The sequence below is a fragment of the Bacillus sp. USDA818B3_A genome, assembly GCF_009928415.1.
In the GTDB taxonomy this organism is placed as follows: domain Bacteria; phylum Bacillota; class Bacilli; order Bacillales; family Cytobacillaceae; genus Neobacillus.
On the sequence record NZ_JAABNN010000039.1, the window covers coordinates 1 to 18637 of the forward strand.

Genomic DNA, 18637 nt, shown 5'->3' on the forward strand with positions numbered 1-18637 from the left:
TAGAGCGCACGCCTGATAAGCGTGAGGTCGATGGTTCGAGTCCATTTAGGCCCATCAAAAAAGTCTGGTTTCCAAAGGGGAATCAGGTTTTTTTTATGTTTGGAAAAAAGCTGCTGCTCTATGAGGACAATATAGAAAGAAATAAGCCGGCCCAGTCCGCAAGAAGCGTCTATGAGGACACAAAGAGAAAGAAATAAGCCAGCCCAGTCCACATGAAGCGTCCATGAGGACAAAAAGAGAAGGAAGTAAGCCGGCCCAGTCCGCATGAAGGAAAACAGCTCATATAGCTCACCCGATCAATACCAGATTAGCAGAAAGCTGATACAAAAAAATGAACAGTCGTTATCACTGTCCGCTCCACATCTCACGATTAAACCGCTCGCTCCAAAAGGCCAATTTGGATCAGACCATTAAGAATTCCATCTTCCGATGAAGAAGTCGTAACGACATCGGCTGCCGCTTAAGCCTCTGGGACGGCATTCCCCATCGCAACTCCTGTTCCAACCGTCATTAACATCTCTATATCATTTAATCCATCCCCAAACGCGTAAGCATCTTCTTTCTTTATATCCAAGGCATCAAGCAGCTTAAGAATCCCGATTGCTTTTGAAGCACCACGCGGTAAAATGTCGTAGGCCACATCGTGCCATTTTACAAAACTAAACTCAGGGAAGCTGTTCAAATACTGTTGGGCATTTTTAGGGTCACAATATAAATGACCTTGAAAAATCGACAACTGTCTATAATACTCCTTATCCACCTCAGGATAGGGCAGCAGCAATGAATCAAAGCTTTCTTCAATAAACGGATGGTTCCTCTCACTTACTTTATAATCCATATGACTACAATAGGCCAACGCATCACCGTTGATAATCGACATATCTGACATTGATTTCAGTATACTTGGGTCAATTGGATTGGAGTAAATCTCTTTCCCTTCATATACTACATATTGTCCATTCATGGAAACATAAGAATCAATATTAAGTTCCTTTTGAATCCAATAGAACATTTTTGGAACACGGCCAGTAGAAATTACGGTTTGGATTCCTTTTTCCTGAAGGCGGCGGACTGCCAACCTGGTAGACTCAGGTATGACTTTATTTTCATCTAATAATGTTCCATCAATATCAAAAAATACAATTGGTTTTTCCATACACTACACCTCCGCTATCATACAATCCCTTCGTAACGCTCAGGAGACATCCTGATCACGCCGAAGGGGCTGTATGTCTTGCAGTTAAAGGATATTTTATGAAACGCGTTTCAGGTCAAGTTTTTTTATAAAAAAAAGAACTTTGCCTAAAAAGGGAAAGTCCTTCATAATCATACCGTTTCACGTTCTATTAAAGTCACAGAAACTTGTTGGTAATGAATTTCTTGACTATGGTTAATCCCTTGAAGAAAAAGTTTCCTGCCAATCTCCATTAACGGGATTTCGATGGTCGTAATTTTCATCATTTGGGCGATTGGCTGATTATTGAAACCGATAATGGCCAGATCCTTGGGTATGATGATATTGTGATTTTGTGTACTTGTAACAATCCCAGCTGCGACCTCATCACTTGATACAAGCAAAGCTGAGGGAGGATCAGACAATTGTTTTAATTGGCCGACTACTTTTTCCCCATCCTCGAACTGAAGACATTGATCAAGTATATATTCAGGATTGTAGGGAAGCTGGTATTTTTTAATAAAATCTTTGTAGGCTAACGCCCTGTTCATGCTATTTGTACCGGAGCGGCGGTAGATGCAATAGCCTATTTTACGATGGCCGTTCTCGTATAGATATTCAAGAGCCGTCATGAACCCTTGATAGTGGTCGACAAACACAGAGGAGACCTGCCTACCGCGGGTATCCTCGCATAAAACAATCCTGCCGTAAGCTAAATACTCCTCAATTACGGGCCAGCGGGAAATCCTTGAACAAATAATGAGGGCATCAATCTGTTTTTGCTTTAACATCTGCAGGGCCTCAAGTTCCTTTGCCTCTTCGTAATTGGTCTGAAATAGGACCAGCTTATAATTGTGTTCTAATGCTTCGACTGCGATCCCTTTTAAAAGAAGAGAAAAGTAAGGATGGTCAATGAATGGAACGACCACACCAATCAGAAAGGTCTTTCCCACACTTAAATGGACCGCATTAATATTTGGCTGATAATTGCTCTCTTTAATTGCCGCCAGTACCTTATGCCGCTTTTCCTCGCTTACATATGGATGGTTATTTAGAACCCTTGAAACAGTGGTCACCGAAACACCCGCTATTTTTGCTAAATCCCTAATGTTTGTCATTTAATCACCCGTTTTTAACACTTAGTTACTACGATTATATACAAGAGATAAAGTTTTTTAAAAAATAATGGTTGCAAAAACGCTTACATCGAGTTTATAATAATGATAAATCGATTTACTAAACCGATTTACTAAAACGTTTTAGATAATGTAATCTAGAGAGGATCTTTGTTATGAGAAACGTGATTATCCCATTAAATGCTTATGACAACGTTGAGGTAACAACAAACGGTCAAGAATCATTTGTCAAACTGATAGCTGACTCTGGGGCTTATGGAATTGAAATCCGCCGCGAATTATTACCGGCAGAAAATGGGCAGATCGAAAAGATAAAGAGTGAAATCGATCAATATGACCTGTTCACTGTTTATTCTGCTCCGATTGAATGCTGGAAGGAGGATGGCCAGTTAAACAAAGAGCAATTAAGTGAGATTTTTCAAGAAGCAGTCTTTCTTGGTGCCAAATGGGTAAAGGTATCATTGGGCCATTTCAAGAAGAACCAATCAAATTTTGTGGAACTCAAAAAGATGTTGAGTCAGCACCAGGACAAGCAACTACTGATAGAAAACGACCAAACACCATATGGAGGAAATGTTAAACATTTACTGGCATTTTTTGAAAGCGTTACAGAATATGAAGTGCCGGTTAAAATGACATTTGATGCAGGAAACTGGTTTTATACAGGGCAGGATGTAGAAGAAGCGCTGGAAAGTTTGGCTCCCCATGTGATCTATATACATTTAAAACAAGTAACTGATGAACTTGAAACAGTCCCGTTACAGCCTGAAGGAGAACATAGTTGGAAAAAGGTAATGGGTCATTTTCCTGCCGATATCGTAAAAGCGCTTGAGTTTCCAATTAGGCCAAAAGTGAAAACGAAAGACTATATTCAAATGATAATGGATTTGGAGAAAGAAAGAGAGGGGGCAATAACATGCAGCCGCTAGATGTAGTAACTTTTGGGGAAGCAATGACAATGTTTATTGCTAATCAACCGGGTCCTTTACATGAAGTCAGTGAGTTTACTCGCGAACTTGCAGGTGCTGAAACAAATGTGGCCATAGGCCTGGCGAGACTCGGTCTTACCGCAGGATGGGCAAGCAAACTTGGGAGTGATGCCTTTGGAAAATTTATTTTAGAAAAACTGAAAAATGAAAACGTCAACATCAATCATGTTTGGACCGATGAGAAATATCCAACAGGCTTCCAATTAAAATCGAAAGTAGACAAAGGGGATCCCGAGGTTCAATATTTTAGAAAAGGCTCGGCAGCAAGCCACTTACATGTGGCTGATTTTAAAGAAGAGTATTTTTTAGCCGCAAAGCACATGCACATGACTGGAATTCCATTAGCCCTTTCGGAAGAGGCAAGAGACTTTGCAAACCATGCTTTAGCATTTATGAAAAAACATGGCCGAACGGTTTCCTTTGATACGAATTTGCGCCCAAGTCTTTGGAACTCACAAGAAGAAATGATTAAATATATAAATGAAGCAGCATTCCAGGCTGATTATGTATTACCAGGAATTGTTGAGGGTGAAATTTTAACAGGTTACAAAGATCCAGGTGACATTGCATCTTTTTATCTAGATCAAGGTGTTAAGCTTGTGGTGATTAAGCTTGGTGAAGCTGGTGCATTTTATAAATCGGCCTCAGCCGAAGGTACCGTTCCCGGCTTTAAGGTTGAAAAAATAGTTGATACCGTGGGTGCCGGCGATGGTTTTGCGGTTGGAATCATCAGTGGGTTACTAGAAGGCCTTCCGATTAAAGAGGCGGTTATAAGAGGGAATGCGATTGGTTCGCTTGCGGTCCAAGCACCTGGAGACAATGACGGATATCCAGCTAAAGATCAATTACTTGCCTATATTGAAAAAAATCTGCAGGGAGTGAAATAGGATGAAACAAACAATTGCAAAACAAAGATGGCTGCGCTTAATTCCGATTGCGTTTATCACTTACAGTCTTGCATATCTGGATCGTGCCAACTATGGATTTGGAGCTGCAGCAGGATTAGCAGAGGATCTGCATATTACACCCGGTACTTCCTCATTACTTGGTTCGCTATTTTTCTTAGGTTATTTCTTTTTCCAAGTGCCAGGTGCAAGCTATGCAGAAAAGAAGAGTGCGAAGAAACTGATTTTCTGGTCATTAATTTTATGGGGCGGGTTGGCCTCAGCAACAGGTTTGATTACCAACATTAACTTGCTATTCGTGATCCGGTTTGCGCTTGGGGTAGTTGAAAGTGCAGTTATGCCTGCGATGTTAGTATTCTTGAGTCATTGGTTTACAAAAGCAGAACGTTCTCGTGCAAATACATTTTTGATTTTAGGGAACCCTGCCACTGTTTTATGGATGTCTATTGTTTCCGGTTACCTGCTCAACTCTGTAGGCTGGAGATGGATGTTTATTATTGAAGGTTTACCTGCGGTTATTTGGGCATTTATTTGGTGGAAAATTGTTGATGATAAACCACGAGAGGCAAAATGGTTAACAGAAGAAGAAAAACGTGAATTTGAACTGCAATTAGAAAAAGAGCAAGAAGGATTGAAAGCGGTTAAAAACTATGGCGAAGCCTTTAGATCTAAACCAGTCATTTTATTAAGTGCTCAATACTTCCTATGGAGCATCGGGGTATATGGTTTCGTGATGTGGCTTCCATCCATTATCAAGGCTGCACCTAATATGGATATTGTTACAACAGGCTGGTTATCATCTGTGCCGTATATTTTAGCAGTAGTCTTAATGTTAGCCGCTTCCTATTTTTCTGATAAGACGTTAAATCGCAGTGGTTTTGTTTGGCCATTCCTATTAATTGGTGCGATTGCCTTTTATGCATCATACGCACTTGGAAGCAGTCATTTTTGGATTTCCTTCATCCTTTTAATCATTGCCGGCGGCGCGATGTATGCACCATATGGACCGTTCTTTGCGATAATTCCTGAGATACTGCCTCGTAATGTAGCTGGCGGTGCAATGGCCCTTATTAATAGTATGGGTGCGTTAGGATCATTCGTTGGATCTTACATTGTAGGTTATTTAAATGGGGCTACAGGTGGATTTGGTGCATCTTACATCTTTATGGCAGGATCGCTGTTCCTATCTGCACTATTAACCATTTGGGCGGTAAGCGCTGCAAAAAAGGACAGTGGCAGCAAGTCAGCTGAAATTAAAGTCACAGCTTAATGAAAGAGAAGAGGGGTGACAGGGTGTGGTAAACTGTCTCCCTCTTTCATTTTATTAACTGGAAAGTTTCTTGCTTTGCGGCTAAAATGGAGTCATCGACAGTGAATGAAAGAGGAAGACTATATGGAAAAAGTGACGATGGCAGATGTTGCAAAAGCTGCAGGTGTTTCTAAAAGTACCGTTTCACAATTTTTAAACAATCGTTTTGAATATATGAGTGGAAAAACAAAACAAAAGATTGAAGAGGCAATTGAAGCTTTAGGTTATCAGCCGAACTATATTGCCCGAAGTTTAAAGCAAAAAAGAACTTCGATGGTGGGGATCATTGTGGCCAATATAATGCATTATTTTTCAACCGAAGTAAGCCGGGCGATTGAGGATTTTTGTCATCAGCACGATCTGCATGCGATTGTTTGTAATGCTGATGATGATCCGGAAAAGGAAAAGAAGTATATTGAAATGCTCCGGGCCAAACAAGTAGATGGCTTGATTATTTTTCCGACAGGACAAAATAATGAATTATATGAAAGTATGATAAAACAAGGTTATCCTGTTGTGTTTGTGGATAGAAAAGCTGTGAATCTTCCGGTCTTCTCGATTGTGACTGATAATCGTGAGTCTACTTATCGAGCGATTCAGCAATTTATAGAAAATGGCCACAAGCGGATCGCATTTGCTGTTCAGCCTTTGAAAGTGAGTACCCGTATAGAACGGTTTGAGGGGTATCAACAGGCACTGCGGGATGCGGTCCTAGAAATCTATCCGGATTTTGTGATTGAATCAGATATTCCAGGGATGCGCAGTAAGCTGGACAAGTTATTTTCATTAGAGGAAAGGCCTACTGCTATTTTTGCAGGAAATGACCGTGTATTCCTAGAGGTTGTAAAGTACCTGAAAGAAAAAGGGATTAAGGCCGGTGAAGAGATTGAGTTGGTGGTCTTCGATAATATCCCGTTTGCAGAAGTGGTCGAGACACCATTTCATTTTATAGTTCAACCTGCGACAGAAATGGGAACTAAGGCAGCTGAATTATTATTTGAACAAATAAAAAAAACTGACATGGCACCAGAGGAGTTTGTTTTTCCTAGCAAGTGGATGTAGAGGGGATGTTGGCTAATCCTCTCTATCCAATGGTGTGATTATGTCGTATACTTTTAATAAATCGGTTTAGTAAACCGTTTTACTATTTGGGGAGAGGAGCTTCTAACGATGAAAATACAAATAGCTTTGGACCGGATGGAAATTGAAGAGGCAATAGATCTGGCGAAGAAGGTGGAGGATTCGGTTGATTGGATTGAGGTCGGAACATCGTTAATTAAAGAATTCGGTGTATTGAGTGTGAAAGAAATAAAAAATGCCTTTCCATCGAAAACTGTAGTCGCTGACATTAAAACCATCGATAATGCACGGTATGAATTTGAAATGTGTTTTGATGCAGGGGCAGATGTGGCCACTGTTATGGGCGTGTCGCCGCTTGTTACAATTGATGCCTGCATGGAAGTGGCGAACAGGTACAATAGGCAAGTGATGATCGATTTACTAAATACTTCTGCTGCACAAAAACAGGCATTAATGAAATACAAAGACGCTATCTTTTGCGATCATGTTAGTAAGGATGAACAGGAGGAAGCGGGCTCACAGAATCAGGGAACCAAGAGGGAGCCGCTATTCGATGACCCTGCCATTCAGGTCGCAGCAGCCGGCGGTATTTCGCTAGATTCAATTGGTAAACTAAGAGAAAAGTTGAACCCGGCAGTTGCTATTATTGGTTCTGCCATTACAAAGGCCGATAACCCGGCAGAAGCTGCGGCTAAATTTAAACAAATTTGTGTTCAGGAGGAGAAATTAGTATGATCGTACCTACTATTTTAAAGGAAGTTGAGACGGTATTAAGCCAAGTAGAGGAGGGACAACTTCAGGAGCTGGCTGGTAAGCTAGAGCGGGCAGCGCGTATTTTTATTATCGGTGAAGGCCGGTCAGGGCTGATGGCTAAATCCTTTGCCATGCGGCTGATGCATTTGGGCGCAACGGTGTATGTAGTGGGGGAAACCATTACACCATCGATTGGTGAGGGAGATCTATTGGTGGCAGTATCAGGGTCTGGAACGACAAAAAGCGTCGTTTGGACAGCGGAAAAGACACAATCACTTGGCTGTGAAGTCATTGGGGTTACCACCAATCCTGAATCTCCATTGGCTGCCGCTTCTACTAGTATTTTACACGTACCGGCAGCAACCAAATACCGTCGTGAAAACGAACTGAAAACCATCCAGCCGCTTGGTTCGTTATTCGACCAATGCGTGCACCTGCTATTTGACACCATCTGCCTGCAATACAGCGAGCTAAGCAGCGTAAGCAATCAAGATGCCTTCGCCCGTCATAGCAACTTAGAGTAGATATATGTTTTTTTTGCTGAATCTAAGGTGACTTTGATTCAGCCTTTTTTGCATTTTACCTAAATTGAAGTAGAGTCAATAAAAAGTTATTAAAAATTATTATGTAATTTATTCCAATACCATCTCCAGAAATCGCGTCATATCAACGGTGCCTGTCACCATTTACGACATTTCCAACTTAAATATGACATTTATCATGGTTGTCATATGACACCTGCTACTAACATGTACTTATTCCTTCCTCTATAATTTCTTTAAAGACTTAGAAGGAAGGGAATTTAACTAATATGGCCTTACATGATACGAAGAATTTAAAGAAACAAGTTGCTCCGTTTGAAAAGTCATCAATTAAAGAAAGTATTACGCAAGTTTTTAATACTGTTGTCCCGTTTATTGTACTTTGGTATCTTGCTTACGTCAGCCTTTCAGTTTCGTATTGGTTAGCTTTAGTTCCGATAATAATTGCGGCAGGCTTTTTAACAAGGATTTTTATCATTTTCCATGATTGTACCCACTTTTCCTTTTTCAAGAGCCGTCGTGCAAACCGTATCCTAGGAACTTGTATGGGTGTCCTTACTTTACATCCCTTTGATCAATGGGGACATGACCACTCAGTACACCATGCAACAAGCGGTAACTTAGATAAGCGTGGTACAGGAGATATTTGGACGCTGACAGTTGATGAATATTTGGCTTCACCGATCCGAACCCGCTTAGCTTACAGGTTCTATCGTAATCCTGTCGTCATGTTTGGAATAGGTCCTATTTATGTATTCCTTTTAAAAAATAGATTTAACCGTAAAGGTGCAAGGGTAAAAGAACGTAACAATACGTATTTAACAAATATTATCATCGTTGCCTTGGTGGCCTTGCTTTGTTGGGCGGTCGGCTGGCAGGAGTTTTTGCTAGTGCAAGGTTCGATTTTCATGATTTCCGGAGCAGCAGGAATTTGGCTGTTCTACGTACAGCACACATTTGAAGACTCCTATTTTGAGCATGACAAAGAGTGGGAATATGTGTTAGCTGCAGTAGAAGGAAGCTCCTTCTACAAGCTGCCTAAAGTCTTACAGTGGCTGACTGGTAATATTGGATTTCACCACGTACACCACTTAAGTCCAAGGGTTCCTAATTATAAATTAGAAGAGGCACACACAACTGCAGCGCCGTTACAACATGTCCCAACCATTACGCTGGCAACGAGTCTTCGCTCATTGCGCTTCCGTCTCTGGGATGAAAAAGCGAAGAATTTTATCACCTTTAAAGAGATAAAAACTGCCCAGAAAAAGAGGATTTCTGTTCAGGCAAAACCTGAATTATAAATAAAACTGATTCCTCTCAACGATGAGGAGCGGCTGTCAAACAGGATTTATAAGAAGTTGCAGGCTCTAATATAACTTAGTGGGCTTACAGATTTCTTATACCTGCCAAATAAGGAGAGAACATATGTGATTCGGATTGTGATAGCGGAAGATCAGGGAATGCTGTTAGCGGCGATTGGCACTCTCCTCAATTTGGAAGAGGATATGAAAGTAGTTGGACTTGCGGAGAATGGAGAAGAGGCTATTACATTAGTCCGCCGTTTAAAGCCGGATGTCTGCCTTATGGATATCGAGATGCCGATTAAGAGTGGATTAGAGGCTGCAGAAATCCTAAAACCGCTGGATTGTAAGGTAATTATACTAACTACCTTTGCTAGAAAAGGTTACTGGAAGCGGGCATTGCAGGCGGATATTAGCGGCTATTTGTTAAAAGATAGTCCGAGCGAAGAGTTAGCTAATTCAATCCGCAGTATTATCGCAGGCAGGCGCATATATTCACAAGAACTTATGGACGAAGAGTTCAATGCAATAGACCAAGAAAAGCTGGTAACTAAAATATCATCACCAGATAAGCCGATTTTAGGAATGGTAAGAAAATATCTTTCGACGTTACGGGAAAAAATAAAGCTCCCGACTGGTTAATATAAAAAAAAGCGCTTGTCACCTGAAAAAGTGACAAGCGCTTTTTTTTCAAAAGAAACTAATCAATCGTTTAATTAAAAAACTGCCACTCCTTGAAAAATCAAGAGAGTGAAAAATCTAATCAAACGATTGATTAAAATTTTCACAAAATTAATCAAACGTTTGATTAATAAAATCAGTTTTCCAAAACAATTTGCCTCTCTTTTTCCACTTCCAAGGCCGACACAATATAAGCAAAACCATTCATTAAAAAAACCACGACATTTGATTGAAGACGTTCACTCTCTCCTATATAAGTATTTATCAAAATGATAACAGAGTACAAAATAACAAAAAACAACGCGATCTTATTAACAATTGCCATTTGTAACAGCCCCTTAGGTTTAGGATGATTATTTAATCATATTTTCCGCAAGCAGATCTTATGCAAGTCATGAATACAGGGATAGAATAATAAAAATAAGAGGCGATGCATTCGCCTCTTATAGTTTATGCTGCTGTATTGAGATTGGCTCTAATACCTCGTTCTTTCTTGCCATGCAAAAAGTAATAAAGGACAGTCGATACGAGAACAACTAACCCTAAGATCACATATAACGATCTATAACCCATCACTGGGATGATAAATCCAAGGATATAGGGTCCAAAACCTAATCCAGCATCAAGAGCAATAAAGAAGGTGGAAGTGGCTAACCCCATTCGATGGGCCGGCGTTAATTTTACCGCGATAGCCTGGGTACTCGACTGCATATTACCGAAGCCAAGACCAATAAGGGCACCGGATACAAGTAACATCAGCCCTGTGCTTACAGAACTTAGCAACAACATCCCTCCCGCTAAAATGAAAAAGCCTGGATACATAATATAGTTCGCGCCTCTTGTATCCATTAAGCGGCCAGTAAAAGGGCGTGACAATAACACGGCGATAGAATAAATCAGAAAGAAAAAGCTTGCCGCACTAACTAAGTTAATTTCATTTGCGTAAAATTTAATAAACGAAAGAACACTCGAATAACAAAAAGAGATGACAAGTGTGATAACAGCAATTGGAATAGCTTTCGGCTCAATAAAATTGGAAAGGTTGAAACCTTCCATTTTCTCAGGTTGTTTCGAAGTAACTGTAACAGCAGGTACATAGACAAACAATGAGGTAACGAAACTAATGATTCCTAAAATCACTGAAAAAATAAAAATGGCATGAAACGTAGTATGCTGTGTCATATAAAGACCAATGAACGGTCCAACCGCGGTGGCGAGCGTGGTACTCATACTAAAGTATCCAATTCCCTCGGCTTTTCGTGGGGCCGGAATAATTTGCGCCGCAACCGTACCGGTAGCTGTCCCAACAATTCCCGCAGCGATACCGTGTAATAATCGGGTCGTCAGCATTAGTCCTAAATTTGTACTGATGAGATAAAGCATGGTCGTTACGATAAAGAAGACCAGACCAATAAATAACGTTCTTCTGCGGCCAATCTGCTCAATAAACCGGCCTGTAAAAAGCCGGCCGATTAAGGATCCGATGATAAAGATCCCGGTCACGAGACCAGCCTGGCTTGTCGAGGCATGAAATTGGTCAACTGTATACTCCCCGATGATGACAATTAATAGATAAAAGACAAGGTTAATTAAAAAATTAATCCCTGAAACAATGATAAAATCTTTTGTCCATAATCTTGATGAATCCATTTGTTATTAACCCCTTACTGTAATGTTTTTACGTATTTCCTCCATGATACGGATCGCTTCAATTTGCTCCTGCTCCGTAATCCCCTCTAAAATTTCTTGTTCGTACCGATCAATGGTTACACGAACATCTTGATAAACTTGTTTGCCAGATTCAGAAAGCTGCATTCTTTTTTCACGTTTGTCCTTGCCGGGTATATGCTCCACATAACCCAGTTCCTCTAACCGATTGATTGTTCTCGTAACGGTCGGCTTTTCAACGCTCATATAATTTGAAAGCTCTACAAGTGTGGACGGTCCAATGTTTTCTAAGTGATATAAAATCGACCATTGCGCTCTATATAGTTGATGTTCGGCAAGATGGATATTTAGTCTGTTTTCAAAAGGGCGGTAGAGCATGAGAAATTGATGAAAGAATTTTTGAGAAGTTTTAATTGCAGACACCTCTTATTTTAAAATATTAGTTACCTACGGTAATAGTTATCTTAGGTAACTATATCAAATTAAGTCTTTCTTGTCCAGTTATCGAATGAAAAAAGGCAAACCGTGTCGGACACGATTTGCCTTTGGTATTTCTTATTAATAATCAGTTACTTCAAGATTTCGATCTAAAAAGGATTCAATTAATTCACTAATTTGATAAGCAACTTGCGGAGAATCATAATTTTCATATGCATATTCACATTTATTTTTATAGCCCATAGTTTCATCGTAATGATTCATATGCCGTTCAATTACTTCATCAGAATCTTGCCTATCATGTTGTCTTTGGATAACGGTATCCCGGTCAGCATAGATAAAGATACGAACAACATTTTCACCATACATTTCCTTCAATTTCTCAGTACCCTCAGGATTTAGAGTTAAATACACGTAGTCGTGGTTTTGAAAAGCATCAACGATATCCTGTTCACGGATTCCATAATGAATGCCATCGATTTCAACACTTTCAAGAAATTCTTGATTTGATTCCATCTGTTTGAAGGTTTCATCGCTGATAAAGTGGTAGTCTTCGCCATTTTTTTCATAGTGACGCGGGGAACGAGTGGTGTAGGAGATGACAGTTTCCATATCGAACGCAGTAGCAACCATTTTTGCAATCGTTTTTCGTCCTGAGCCATCGGGACCTGTGTAGACAAATATTTTTTCTTTTCCTTTGATTTGATACATAGCGTGGCCTCCTTTAGGTTTTAATGAACAATAAATTCTAGTGGATTTCATGCAGACAAGATGGGGATATGATCATTATAGCAAATATTCGTTGGGAACAGATGGATTTTTTGGATGATTTTTGTAGATCAGATAATAAATCTATCAATCCCCATCGGTACAAGTTACTATAAAAGAAATTGTACTAGTAACATTACTATATAGAATGCCCACTTTCTATTAATTCTGCATAGGGATTATCTGACTTTGTTTTTGGGAAGAACGCATAAGTTCTCTCTATAATATCATAACCTGAATGTTTAATAAAAAAAAGTAATAAATTTTTATTGTTTACGATTAGTTTTTCTTATGAAGAGTTACAGTGAAGGATTAAAACATGCGCGGCCGCAATGAGCTGTGAATATTTGCTGAAATCGTAGTAGTTTTGCGCTTCCTTATTGTACAATGGATTAGGTATTAAATGAGTAGGAGACAACAATGGATAAAAAAGAGCAATCATTACTACATTATTATTATGAAAAATTGACAGGAAACACCTTTGATGAAAAGGATCTTTATGGTTTTTTACTATTAATTCGTAATCAAAGTAAAGAGATTCGCAGCATACAGAGTTTAACTGATTTTGTGTTCACTCGTGACATGCATCAAGGAGAAGTTAAACAGTACCTGCTTGATACGAGAAAGAAGTTTGAAAGTCTTGGGAAAACAAAATCCGCCTTCCGGATTGATGATGTGTTCTCTTTTAAAGAAATTAAGAACGGACTGAATAAAGTATTAGCGGCTGCCGATTTAAATGCACTATCCAATGAACAGGTAAATGATTTTGTAGCCTGCCTGATTTCAATCCTGCAGCAAGTGAGGATTACCGAGGATGACTGCGAGATTGGAAAACTATACTTTGCGCTATCCAATAAACAAATCATCCTGATGGCAGAGGTTGAGGTTGCGCAAAATCTATTTAAGAAAACGAATGCGGTGTTTCCAGTACTGACGGCTAACAATGCTTATGTTGAAATTAAAAAGCAAGACCGCTATGATACCCCCTATTTGTTTGTGGATAAAGTAGTTGAGATAACAAACCGTGATGGGAAGCGGGAAATTATCATTCCTGAATAGTGTTTTTGGGCGGTGGACGTATTCCACCGCCCTTTTGTCTTCTAGAAAACTTTACACCGCCGAAAAGAGAATAAATCCCTACACATTCCTGTACAAATATAGCCCAAATCCCAACGTATCCCGTCCCCATCTCAAATAGGTACGTCTCCAGGCTCGGATCCGCTCAAGCATTGCGTCCACATCTGGATCCTCCGGATGCTCCATGCAATAATTCTCTATAGAAGAAGAATATAGCCATTCATACTCATCCCACTCATCATCGCTCGCCACATAGGACCAAAGCGGTATCAAGCCTAATCCTTCCCCAATCCTAACGGTATCAGCGTGACTTTTACATTCTGACTCATCAGCCCCGCCTAACGTCTCCAAATAGCCAGGACTCGGTTTCTGTTTCCAATATCCTTCACCAACCAGGATATAACCATTCTTTTTGACAAGCTTCTTAAGTGTTCCTAGTGTCTCTTCTAAGCCGCCCAATGCATGTGTAGACCCAATACAGAGCCCTAAATGGAAGCTATCCGGTTCTAGTTTTTGAACGGCAGCCCGAGCGTCATCGACAATAAAATCGATACTGCCTGCTGAAGCTCTACCGTCTGCCCTTTGTTTCGCCTCTTCAATGGCACCTTCAAACAATTCTATCGCTGTACCCTTTACCCGATAATTTTCCACCATCCGGATTAACAGTTCACATTTTCCGGCACCAATATCTACTACTTGATCGTTTGGCTTTAGAGAAGTCATTCCTATTATTTTCATGAGCTTTGCTTCACTAATAGGATTTGCAAATGCATGATTGCGATGGGCAATCGCTGAAAATTTGTTTCGATCCAAGTTTTCATCTCCTTTTATCTGCATTACTGCATAAACTAATCATAATTATATCAATTTATTATAATACAGGCCGTTTGCACTAATCTGTTTCGATTTTTTAAAAAGTTGAAACCTAGTCCAAATATTTTCGTATATATAAGAAAGAGGAAAAGGAGATGTAGCCATGTTCTTAGCAGAACTTCAGCCGGAGGAAAAAACCGCTTTCCTTGAACTTGCTAATTTGATTGCATCAATTGATGGAAATTTATCTATATTTGAAACCTCAATCCTGAATAAATATCAGAAGGAATTAGAACTAGAGAATTATAAACCGACAGGGATGGCTTTAGGGGAGATTCTAAATACCTTTAAAAGTGATCGATCGAAAAATATCGTATTAACGGAACTTTTCCAACTGATTTACTCAGATGGCGTTTTTCATGATCGTGAAGGCGAATTTGTCGAGATGATAAAAGAACATTTTGGTTTTGACTCAGACGAATTTGGGAGCTTTAAGGATTGGATAGATAAAATAAGGGAATTGTCCTTAACAAAAGAGAAATCATAAAGACTTGGATCCAGCTGCCATAGTGGATCCTTTTTTTTGTCCATTATAACTAAAAGTTATGATACCAATTCTGACATGTTATTTTACGAATTGTGAATTTTATCGTAACATTTATTAGTAAAACAAAACAATTGTTATAAAACGTTCATTTATATATAAATCTGGATAGGAAAGGAGTGTTTTGATATGAAAAAGAAGATGTCTGCACTCGCAAAATTGTTTGAAAACTGGAAGAAGAATGTTGTTTTGGATTGGGGCGTTGTCGAGCTTACTGAAAGCGTAAAGGGGCATAACACCCAAGAAAATTAATCTATAAAGGGACTTGGGGAATTGCTCCAAGTCCTTTTTTATTTACCCTGCCTATAAAATACTCATTTTTCATAAACTCCAGTATTCGCCACCAATATTTCTGGTATCTCCGGTGCACTCATAGTGTTTTCTCCTTCTATAATATTGTTTAAAATGAGCAGAATCGGGAATTTAGTATAATAATGGGCATTATAAATATAAATAACAAATAAAAAACAAGAGTATCGTAAGGGTGTGAGAAAGTGACAGAGACAGATGTATCCAAATATGAAAAGAAAATTATTATCCGTAACATACGAATGGAAGATATTGATGCAATTATAGAGTTAGGTAAGGTTTGCTTTCCTAACATGGAACCATGGAAACGCGAGCAGCTGCGCAGTCATATCCGTATATTCCCTGAAGGCCAGTTCTGTGTGGAATACGAAGACAAAATCGTTGGTTCATGCTCAAGTCTGATTATAAACTTTGATGAATACAAGGACCAGCACACCTGGAATAACATAACAGACAATGGGTATATCACCAACCATGATCCTTATGGATTTAACCTTTACGGTATCGAGGTCATGGTCGATCCTGAATACCGCCGGATGAAGTTAGGGCATCGGCTTTACGAGGCACGCAAAGAGCTTGCCCGCCAGTTAAACCTGCAAAGTATTATTATCGGAGGAAGGATTCCCAACTATCACTTATACAGAGATAAAATGACTGCCCGTGAGTATGTGGATGCAGTCGAAAAACACAGTATCTATGATCCGGTGTTATCCTTCCAACTCCTTCAGGGGTTTAGTATAAAACGGATTAATTCGCGATACTTGCCTGATGACAAGGCCTCTGCTGCATTTGCAACTCTGATGGAATGGAATAATATTGATTACCATCCAAAGTCAAAGCGTGAATATCGGGCAGCCTATCCTGTAAGAATCTGCTCCATCCAATATATGATGAAAAAAATTGACAGCTTTGAGGAGTTCACGCGTCAGGTAGAATATTATGTGAATGTTGCCGCTGATTTCGGATCGGATTTTGCTGTGTTTCCCGAAATCTTCACCACACAGCTTATGTCTTTTTCTGAAGAGAAAAAGCCTGATCAAGCGGTACGGCTGTTAGCAACCTATACGGACCAATATATCGAGCTGTTTACCGAGCTTGCCGTCCGTTATAACGTTAATATTATTGGCGGTTCTCACTTTGTGGAAGAGAATGGTGATGTCTATAATGTGGCCTTCTTATTCCGGAGGGACGGAACGATTGAAAGGCAGTCAAAGATCCATATCACACCGAATGAACGAAAATGGTGGGGGATTTCTGAAGGAAACGAATTTAATGTTTTTGAGACGGATTGTGGAAAAATAGCCATTCTTATTTGCTATGATATAGAGTTCCCAGAACTTGGCCGGATGGCGGTCGATATGGGGGCGAATATCATCTTCGTTCCATTCTGTACCGACGACCGCCAAGGTTATTTACGCGTGCGGTACTGTGCCCAGGCACGGGCCATCGAGAATCAAATTTATACCTGCATTGCTGGAACAGTGGGGAACTTAACCCATGTGAAGAACATGGATATCCAATATGCACAATCAGGTATATTCAGCCCTTCCGATTTTGAATTTGCCCGAGACGGAATCGTAGGGGAATGTGACGCAAATATAGATACGGTGGTTGTGGGTGACGTCGATATCGAGAAGCTGAGACGTTCACAAAAATCCGGATCTGTCCGGCAATTACAGGATCGCCGGCGCGACTTGTATCACATAGAATGGAAAAATTTAATGGGTGAATCCTAATTAAAAAGAAGCCAAAAATCCTGGGGAAAAACACGGTTCCTTTTTACGTAAAATCCTCTAGTAAAAAACAAGCCTTTTGAATGAAAGGCTTGTTTAGTATTTAATGGACACGGATAATCTCGTGAATATTCTCATCATGGTGAACTCTGGTGTGTTGTGATTCTAAGCGCTCGAATTCTGCAGCCACATCCAATGGTGCACCAAAAAACCAGTTCTTTAGTTCAAACCAAAAATCAGTAATCATGATCATATTCCTCCATTGTAGGTGATTAATAATTACATTCCTATTATACTTGTAAATCCATAAACATGAAAGCGGTTACAAAAATGACGGAATAGCAAAATAATACTGAAAATTGGGGAGTTAACTGGGCAAAGATAAAGTCTGAATTACTTTAAAAAGGCTAATTATATAACTAGGATTAATAATTATTAGGGAATGGTTACAATATATAGATAACGAGTTTTTAATAGGAGAGTAAATGAATGTATATAGATATCACTTTAGAATTAATTGTAGGATTTCTGACTCTTCTCCTTGTATTGAAATTTTTAGGGAAGATTCAATTTTCGCAAATCACCCCCTTTGATTTCATTACTGGATTAGTCATGGGGAACTTCGTAGGAGATGCCGTATTTGATGAAAAGGTTGATATCCCAGAAGTTGTCTATACCATTGTCCTTTGGGGGCTGCTTATCTACTGTGTCGAAAGGTTAACTCAAAGGAACACCACTCTGAGAGTTATGTTCGAAGGTAAACCTTCACTATTAATAAAAAAAGGAGAAATTCTTTATAAAAATTTAAAGAAGAACCATGTAGATTTAAATCAATTACAGCAGATGCTTAGGAAGCTAGGTTATTTTTCTATATACGAAGCGGAATATGTCATCTTGGAGCGGGATGGACAAATAAGCGTCGTTCCGAAACACAAATATGGGGCACCTACCAAACAAGACCTTAAGATACCTGAAAAAAAATTCAATCTGCCAGTTGCTTTCATAATGGATGGGAAATTGATTAAGCGAAATCTTAGTGAGGCAGGGTTTAACGAGGATTGGCTAAAAAAGCAATTATCGCAAAAAAATATTAACAATTATAAAGAGGTATTATATGCAGAGTGGGAAGAAAATCGTGGATTAAATATATCAAAGTATAACTAAAAGAAAAAATAACTCGTCAAAATGAGGGGCACTGAAAAAGTCCATTTTATTAAAATTTAGACTGTGTAAAAGAACACTGTTGATTGGAGTGGAAGGCGGCGATGACTCCTGCGGGAGTACGGGGCAGGGGAGACCCCACAGGCGCAAAGCGCCGAGTTATCATGAACGAAACTAGCTCCTACTCGTAAATGCG

At 39.6% G+C, this 18637-nt stretch carries 22 protein-coding genes; 14 read left to right on the top strand and 8 right to left on the bottom strand.

Translation table 11 applies throughout. The features are described 5' to 3' along the window. Positions 1 to 197 (top strand): hypothetical protein (locus tag GXK58_RS27430; protein ID WP_237389787.1); only part of this gene is annotated, 197 nt, incomplete at its 5' end. Positions 198 to 460: 263 nt separating this feature from the next. Here GXK58_RS27430 and GXK58_RS26150 read toward each other — a convergent pair. Beyond that, a complete protein-coding gene (locus tag GXK58_RS26150; RefSeq protein WP_237389788.1) occupies positions 461 to 1156 on the bottom strand; it encodes a Cof-type HAD-IIB family hydrolase in 696 nt (231 codons plus the stop codon). A 170-nt stretch (positions 1157 to 1326) separates the two neighbouring features. Then, entirely contained in the window at positions 1327 to 2292 is a 966-nt protein-coding gene (locus GXK58_RS26155; RefSeq protein WP_160726104.1) for a LacI family DNA-binding transcriptional regulator, read from the bottom strand. Positions 2293 to 2465: 173 nt separating this feature from the next. On the opposite strand from GXK58_RS26155, the gene GXK58_RS26160 reads away from it, so the two are divergent. From GXK58_RS26160 to GXK58_RS26195, 8 genes are all read left to right on the top strand, one after another. Beyond that, a complete protein-coding gene (locus GXK58_RS26160) occupies positions 2466 to 3239 on the top strand; it encodes a sugar phosphate isomerase/epimerase family protein (protein ID WP_160726105.1) in 774 nt (257 codons plus the stop codon). Continuing rightward, positions 3227 to 4186, top strand: a complete 960-nt coding sequence (locus GXK58_RS26165; RefSeq protein WP_160726106.1) for a sugar kinase — start codon at positions 3227 to 3229, stop codon at positions 4184 to 4186. Before GXK58_RS26160 ends, GXK58_RS26165 begins: the two co-directional genes overlap by 13 nt. Before the next feature lies 1 nt (position 4187). Next, the gene (locus GXK58_RS26170; RefSeq protein ID WP_160726107.1) at positions 4188 to 5474 is read left to right on the top strand and encodes an MFS transporter; all 1287 of its coding nucleotides are present in this window, start codon (positions 4188 to 4190) and stop codon (positions 5472 to 5474) included. 123 nt (positions 5475 to 5597) lie between these two features. After that, positions 5598 to 6575, top strand: coding sequence for a LacI family DNA-binding transcriptional regulator (locus GXK58_RS26175; RefSeq protein WP_160726108.1), 978 nt, complete (start codon positions 5598 to 5600; stop codon positions 6573 to 6575). Positions 6576 to 6683: 108 nt separating this feature from the next. Then, complete coding sequence (hxlA, locus tag GXK58_RS26180) at positions 6684 to 7328, top strand: 3-hexulose-6-phosphate synthase (protein ID WP_160726109.1); 645 nt, start codon at positions 6684 to 6686, stop codon at positions 7326 to 7328. Further along, positions 7325 to 7870 (top strand): 6-phospho-3-hexuloisomerase, encoded by a 546-nt coding sequence (hxlB, locus tag GXK58_RS26185; protein WP_160726110.1) that lies wholly within the window; start codon positions 7325 to 7327, stop codon positions 7868 to 7870. Before hxlA ends, hxlB begins: the two co-directional genes overlap by 4 nt. 287 nt (positions 7871 to 8157) lie before the next feature. Next, positions 8158 to 9189: a fatty acid desaturase gene (locus GXK58_RS26190; RefSeq protein WP_160726111.1), complete on the top strand. Its 1032-nt coding sequence runs from the start codon at positions 8158 to 8160 to the stop codon at positions 9187 to 9189. A gap of 126 nt (positions 9190 to 9315) precedes the next feature. After that, positions 9316 to 9831: a response regulator gene (locus GXK58_RS26195; protein ID WP_160726112.1), complete on the top strand. Its 516-nt coding sequence runs from the start codon at positions 9316 to 9318 to the stop codon at positions 9829 to 9831. 175 nt (positions 9832 to 10006) lie between these two features. Here GXK58_RS26195 and GXK58_RS26200 read toward each other — a convergent pair whose 3' ends face one another. The 4 genes from GXK58_RS26200 to GXK58_RS26215 all read right to left on the bottom strand — a co-directional run bounded on the left by GXK58_RS26200 (position 10007) and on the right by GXK58_RS26215 (position 12687). Next, positions 10007 to 10195 (bottom strand): hypothetical protein, encoded by a 189-nt coding sequence (locus tag GXK58_RS26200; protein WP_160726113.1) that lies wholly within the window; start codon positions 10193 to 10195, stop codon positions 10007 to 10009. A gap of 125 nt (positions 10196 to 10320) precedes the next feature. Next, entirely contained in the window at positions 10321 to 11520 is a 1200-nt protein-coding gene (locus GXK58_RS26205; RefSeq protein ID WP_160726114.1) for an MFS transporter, read from the bottom strand. Between the two features lie 6 nt (positions 11521 to 11526). Then, positions 11527 to 11952, bottom strand: a complete 426-nt coding sequence (locus tag GXK58_RS26210) for a MarR family winged helix-turn-helix transcriptional regulator (protein WP_160726122.1) — start codon at positions 11950 to 11952, stop codon at positions 11527 to 11529. Between the two features lie 144 nt (positions 11953 to 12096). Next, positions 12097 to 12687, bottom strand: coding sequence for a guanylate kinase (locus tag GXK58_RS26215; RefSeq protein ID WP_160726115.1), 591 nt, complete (start codon positions 12685 to 12687; stop codon positions 12097 to 12099). Positions 12688 to 13164: 477 nt separating this feature from the next. Between GXK58_RS26215 and GXK58_RS26220 the strand changes: the two genes are divergently transcribed. After that, a complete protein-coding gene (locus GXK58_RS26220; RefSeq protein ID WP_160726116.1) occupies positions 13165 to 13803 on the top strand; it encodes a hypothetical protein in 639 nt (212 codons plus the stop codon). Between the two features lie 78 nt (positions 13804 to 13881). Here the strand turns inward: GXK58_RS26220 and GXK58_RS26225 are convergent, their stop codons facing one another. Next, entirely contained in the window at positions 13882 to 14634 is a 753-nt protein-coding gene (locus GXK58_RS26225; protein ID WP_160726117.1) for an SAM-dependent methyltransferase, read from the bottom strand. 163 nt (positions 14635 to 14797) lie between these two features. On the opposite strand from GXK58_RS26225, the gene GXK58_RS26230 reads away from it, so the two are divergent. The 3 genes from GXK58_RS26230 (at position 14798) to GXK58_RS26235 (ending at position 17283) form a co-directional block, all read left to right on the top strand. Continuing rightward, positions 14798 to 15181, top strand: coding sequence for a hypothetical protein (locus tag GXK58_RS26230; protein WP_160726118.1), 384 nt, complete (start codon positions 14798 to 14800; stop codon positions 15179 to 15181). Positions 15182 to 15367: 186 nt separating this feature from the next. Next, positions 15368 to 15490 (top strand): hypothetical protein, encoded by a 123-nt coding sequence (locus GXK58_RS27625; RefSeq protein ID WP_272928189.1) that lies wholly within the window; start codon positions 15368 to 15370, stop codon positions 15488 to 15490. A gap of 299 nt (positions 15491 to 15789) precedes the next feature. After that, positions 15790 to 17283: a GNAT family N-acetyltransferase gene (locus GXK58_RS26235; protein WP_442862509.1), complete on the top strand. Its 1494-nt coding sequence runs from the start codon at positions 15790 to 15792 to the stop codon at positions 17281 to 17283. Positions 17284 to 17383: 100 nt separating this feature from the next. On the opposite strand, the gene GXK58_RS26240 is transcribed toward GXK58_RS26235, so the two are convergent. Beyond that, positions 17384 to 17527, bottom strand: coding sequence for a hypothetical protein (locus tag GXK58_RS26240; RefSeq protein ID WP_160726120.1), 144 nt, complete (start codon positions 17525 to 17527; stop codon positions 17384 to 17386). 242 nt (positions 17528 to 17769) lie between these two features. Between GXK58_RS26240 and GXK58_RS26245 the strand changes: the two genes are divergently transcribed. Further along, the gene (locus tag GXK58_RS26245; RefSeq protein WP_160726121.1) at positions 17770 to 18444 is read left to right on the top strand and encodes a DUF421 domain-containing protein; all 675 of its coding nucleotides are present in this window, start codon (positions 17770 to 17772) and stop codon (positions 18442 to 18444) included. Positions 18445 to 18637 lie beyond the last annotated feature (193 nt).